The 3,937-nt window shown below is 72.1% G+C and carries 3 protein-coding genes; all 3 read right to left on the bottom strand.

The window, feature by feature from the left end:
* Positions 1-170: 170 nt before the first annotated feature.
* Entirely contained in the window at positions 171-1,532 is a 1,362-nt protein-coding gene (gene glnA / locus AB8Z75_RS33025; RefSeq protein WP_369208521.1) for a type I glutamate--ammonia ligase, read from the bottom strand.
* Between the two features lie 204 nt (positions 1,533-1,736).
* The gene (locus AB8Z75_RS33020) at positions 1,737-2,873 is read right to left on the bottom strand and encodes a M20/M25/M40 family metallo-hydrolase (protein ID WP_369208519.1); all 1,137 of its coding nucleotides are present in this window, start codon (positions 2,871-2,873) and stop codon (positions 1,737-1,739) included.
* Between the two features lie 210 nt (positions 2,874-3,083).
* On the bottom strand, positions 3,084-3,937 hold an 854-nt coding region (locus tag AB8Z75_RS33015), incomplete at its 5' end, for a substrate-binding domain-containing protein (RefSeq protein WP_369208517.1).

Genomic DNA, 3,937 nt, shown 5'->3' with positions numbered 1-3,937 from the left:
CAGTTGGGGGGCGGAGCCGCCCCAACGCCCGGCCGGCGAGGCCCGGGGGTATGGGGGCGGAGCCCCCATCCACGGCCGAGGGCACCCTCACGAAAGAAGGGGAAGACCATGTCGGGCAGGGGCGAAGCCCCGAAAAGGGGGCACAGGGGCAACAGCCCCAGCCAAAAAACTCACAACACGGGCAGCGACTTGCGGAGCTCGAACGCAGTGACCTCAGACCGATACTCCTCCCACTCCTGCTTCTTGTTCCGCAAAAAGAAATCAAACACGTGCTCCCCCAACGTCTGAGCGACCAGCTCACTCCGCTCCATGGCACTGATGGCCTCGCCAAGATTCTGCGGCAGCGGCTCGATCCCCATGGCGCGCCGCTCCGCGTCGGAGAGCGCCCACACGTCGTCGTCGGCCCCGGCGGGCAGCCCGTAGTCCTCCTCGATGCCCTTGAGCCCGGCGGCGAGCAGCACCGCGTAGGCGAGGTAGGGGTTGGCTCCGGAGTCCAACGACCGCATCTCGACGCGGGTCGACCCCGTCTTGCCGGGCTTGTACATGGGCACGCGCACCAGCGCGGAACGGTTGTTGTGACCCCAGCAGATGTAGGAGGGCGACTCCCCGCCCTCCCCCGCCGTCCGGTTCGCTCCGCCCCAGATGCGCTTGTAGGAGTTGACCCACTGGTTGGTGACGGCGGAGATCTCGCCGGCGTGCTTGAGGAGGCCCGCGATGAAGGAGCGGCCGACCTTGGAGAGCTGGTATTCGGCGCCGGACTCATAGAAGGCGTTGCGGTCGCCTTCGAAGAGGGAGAGGTGGGTGTGCATGCCGGAGCCGGGGTATTCGGAGAACGGCTTGGGCATGAAGGTGGCCTGGACGCCCTGCTCCAGTGCGACCTGTTTCATCACAAGGCGGAAGGTCATGATGTTGTCCGCGGTGGACAGGGCGTCGGCGTAGCGCAGGTCGATCTCCTGCTGTCCCGGTGCTCCCTCGTGGTGGGAGAATTCGACGGAGATGCCCATGGACTCCAGCATGGTGATGGCCTGGCGGCGGAAGTCCATGCCGACGTTCTGCGGGGTGTGGTCGAAGTAGCCCGAGGAGTCGGCGGGGACGGGCCGGGTGCCGTCGACGGGCTTCTCCTTGAGCAGGTAGAACTCGATCTCGGGGTGGGTGTAGAAGGTGAATCCGAGGTCGGAGGCCTTGGCGAGGGCGCGTTTGAGGACGTAGCGGGGGTCGGCGTAGGAGGGTGAGCCGTCCGGCATGAGGATGTCGCAGAACATCCGGGCGGTCCCGGGGGCCTCGGCGCGCCACGGCAGTATCTGGAAGGTGCCGGGGTCGGGCTTGGCGATCATGTCGGATTCGTAGACGCGTGCGAAGCCCTCGATGGCCGAACCGTCGAAGCCCATCCCCTCGTCGAACGCCTGCTCCAGCTCGGCGGGCGCGACCGCGACGGATTTCAGGAATCCCAGGACGTCGGTGAACCAGAGGCGGACGAACCGGATGTCCCGCTCCTCCAGCGTGCGGAGCACGAACTCCTGCTGCTTGTCCATCGGCAATCACCCATCCTCGCTGGTCCGGTCAGCCTCCCCGGTCCGTGTGGCCGAGGCTGCGTCGGTGACACCTCCTAGCGTCCCGCCGCACAGTTTCCCGCAGGTTGCGCACGTGTTGACGGTGTCCCACGCCCATTGCACCAGACACCGGCGCCCCGGGCCGCCGCCGCGTCGCGTCCCGGTCGGTCCGCGCGCCGGAGACGCTCAGGCGGCGGGCTCCTCGCGCCACGCGGCGAGCAGTCGGCGGTAGGCGTCGGTCGCCGCGTGGAGCTTGTCCACCGAGCAGGTCTCGTCGGTGGTGTGGGCCTGTTCGGGGTCGCCGGGACCGTGCAGGAGCACCGCCGGTGAGCCGAGCTTCCCGGCGAGCACGGACGCGTCGGTGAAGTAGGTGGCGTAGTCCGCCACCGGCACCTGCCCGCCACGGCCGTCACGGCCATCACGGCCACCACGGCCACCACGGCCACCGGCGTCACCGGCGTCACCGGCGCCACCGACGCCGCCCGCACCCGCTGCCGTGCCGTGCAGCGCGGCGGCGAGCCGTCGGACGAGTGGGCCGGCCGGGTCGGTGGCGATACTGGGCAGGTCGAGGAGACGTTCGATGCGGGTGCCGGGTGCGGCGAGCGCGCCGACCTTCGCGAGCGCGTCCTCGGTGCCGAAGCCGGGAACGGTGCGGATGTCGAGGTCGAGTTCCGCGCGGTCGGGCACGAGATTGGGCTGCACTCCGGCGCGGAACGCGCCGGGGTTGACGGTGACCGGGCCGTGCGTGGGGCTGACGGGCCAGGCGTCGTGCGTGTGCAGACGGGTCGCGGTGGCGGCGAGCGCGACCAGCGCGTTCTCGCCCAGCTCAGGGCGGGAGCCGTGGGCGCTGCGCCCGTGCGCGGTGAGCCGCAGCCACAGGGCGCCCTTGTGCCCGAGGACGAGCCGGTTGCCGGTGGGTTCGGCCACCAGCAGCGCGGGGCTGGGCGCCAGGTCCGTCAGGTGCCGCGCCCCGTCGCAGCCGGTCTCCTCACCGAAGGTGAACACGAGCTGGAGCGCGGCGGCCCGCGCCCCGGCGTGCCCGGCCCCCTCCGGGGTCCCGGCCCCGGCCACATGGTCGAGTGTCCCGGCCCCGGCCACGTGGTCGAGAGCGGCGCAGACGAGGGCGGCGACCCCGGCCTTCATGTCGCTGCTGCCCCGCCCCCGCAGCCGGTCGCCGTGCACCTGGCCGCTGAGCGGGTCGAAGGACCAGCCGGCGGGGTCGGCGGGCACCGTGTCCAGGTGCCCGGTCAGGGTGAGCGGGGTGCCCGTTCCGTACCGGGCGACGAGGTTGGCCCGGCCCGGCTCCGGTTCCTCGAGGCGCACGGCGAAACCGGCGTCCTCCAGCAGCGTGGCGAGCAGCGTCGCGGCGGGCTTCTCGTTGCCGCCCCGGGTGTCCAGGGTGATCAGGTGCCGGGCGAGCGCGAGCGGGTCGCGGGGCGAGTCGGCGGAGAGGGGGGGGGGGGCCCGGCCGGGTGTCGGGCATGCGGAGCTCCCTTAATCGGTACGGGGGCGGGTGCCGCGGCGGGGCGGCCGTCAGGCGCCGGGCGCCGTGGCCGAGCCGCGGATGACCAGGTGCAGCGGGAAGACACGGGTGACGCGCTCCCCCGCCCGGTTCTCGACCCTGGCCTGGACGAGGTCGAGCGCGGAGCGGGCGAGGTCGGCGACGGGCTGCTGGAGGGTGGTGAGCTTGGGCCGCAGCCACTCGCCGACGCGGATGCCGTCGCAGCCGACGACGGACAGGTCCTCGGGGATGCGCAGCCCGTGCAGTTCGGCGGCCGAGAGCATGCCGACGGCGACGATGTCGCTGCCCGCGAAGACGGCAGTGGGCGGTGCGGCGGCTCCGGTCAGGTACGGGAAGGTGCTGGCGCCGAACTGCTCGGTGTAGGGGCCGTGCAGGATGAGGGACTCGTCCACGGGCAGGTCCGCGTGCTCCATCGCGTCGCGGAAGCCGCGCAGCCGGTCGCGGCTGGTGGACAGCTCCGGCGGGCCGGCGACGTGCGCGATGCGGCGGTGGCCGAGCTGAGCGAGGTAGGCGGTGGCCTGGTAGGCGCCGCCGTAGTTGTCCACGGAGATGGCGTCGGCCTGCGAGGTGTCGGCGATCTCCTCGTCCAGGACGACGACGGGCAGCCCGCCGCTGATGGCCTTGACGAGCCGGGGATTGCGGCGGTGGATGCCGACGTAGATCATGCCGTCCACCGCGTCGGTGCGCGCGACGAGTTCGCTCAGACCGGCCTCGCGGCGGGATTGCCGGCCGGTGACCCCGACGACGAGCGAGACCCCGCCGGCGGCGGCCGTGGCGGCGATCTCCTCGGCCAGTTCGGCGAAGAACGGGTTGACGAGGTCGGGCACGATCAGTGCGATGACGGGGCTCTCGGCGGGGGCGGGGG

Origin of the sequence: Streptomyces sp. PU-14G (assembly GCF_041028275.1) — a bacterium.
Classification (GTDB): Bacteria; Actinomycetota; Actinomycetes; order Streptomycetales; family Streptomycetaceae; genus Streptomyces.
This window is presented reverse-complemented; position numbering and strand designations above follow the sequence as displayed.